Here is a 1,147-nt window from a genome sequence, read left to right as displayed (position 1 = left end):
TGCTAGGGCCTGTTCTGAGTCCGGATCACGGATGAGTCAACGTGGCCCCGGTGGCCGGTTGAGTCCGGTAGACCGGTCACGTGACTCGTGGTGACCTGACCGATGGTGAATGGGAGTTGGTCGAGCCGTACCTCCCGCTGGGGGTGTCCGGGCCGATCCCTGACCTGCGCAGCTACTTCAACGCGGTGATGTGGCGGTTCCGTACCGGCAGCCCCTGGCGGGATGTGCCGGAGAGCTACGGCTCTTGGTCGACGGTCTACGACCGGTTCCGGATGTGGGCGCGTGACGGGGTCTTCCAGGCGTTGATGGACGGGATGATCGCCGAGGCGGCGGCCCGCGATGACGTCGATCTCAGCCTGGTCAGCCTGGACTCGACCGTCGCCCGTGCGCATCACCACGCGGCGGGCATGGTGATCGACCCGGAGCTCCTTGAGGACCTGGAGAAGGCTGTGACGGAGGAAAAGGGGCTGCAGCAAAGGGGCAAAACGACCCCCTAGGCGACGGGTCCGCGGACAGCGGGGACCCCGAGCGGGAACAGCGCCGTGCCGTGCGCCGACGCCACAGGGCCCGACTGCGGGCCGCCGAACTGGGCCGCTCCCGGGGCGGGCTCACCAGCAAGGTCCACCTCGCCGTCGAGCGGCGCTGCCGCCCGCTGGCCATCATCCTGACCCCCGGGCAGGCCGCGGACAGCCCGCGCTTCATCCCCGTCCTGGAGAAGGTCAGGGTGCGTGTCCCGGTCGGCCGCCCGAGGACCCGGCCGGACGCGGTCGCCGGCGACAAGGCGTACTCCTCCCGCGCCAACCGCGCCCACCTGCGCAAACGCAGGATCAAGGCGGTGATCCCGGAGAAGGCCGACCAGGCCGCCAACCGCAAGAAGAAGGGACGCTCCGGCGGCCGCCCGGTCAGCCACGACACCACGCTCTACAAAGACCGCAACACCGTCGAGCGTGCCATCAACAAGTTCAAGGAATGGCGGGGGCTGGCCACCCGCTACGACAAGACACCCGAGAGCTACGCCGCCGGACTCCACCTGCGCGGATCCGTCCTCTGGCTACGCAGCCTGCCAGTCCTCCCATGATCTGAGCCCCGAACAGGCCCTAGGCCCGCCGTGGTCTCCGCTCGCGCGCAGGCGTTGGTTGCTTGCTGC

The 1,147-nt window shown here is 69.4% G+C and carries 1 pseudogene; it reads left to right on the top strand.

Features of this window, described 5'->3' with window-relative positions:
* Positions 1 to 80: 80 nt before the first annotated feature.
* Positions 81 to 1,078, top strand: a pseudogene (locus ACY34J_RS28960) (IS5 family transposase).
* Positions 1,079 to 1,147 lie beyond the last annotated feature (69 nt).

This window comes from Streptomyces sp. HSS9-12 (assembly GCF_054963655.1).
This window is presented reverse-complemented; position numbering and strand designations above follow the sequence as displayed.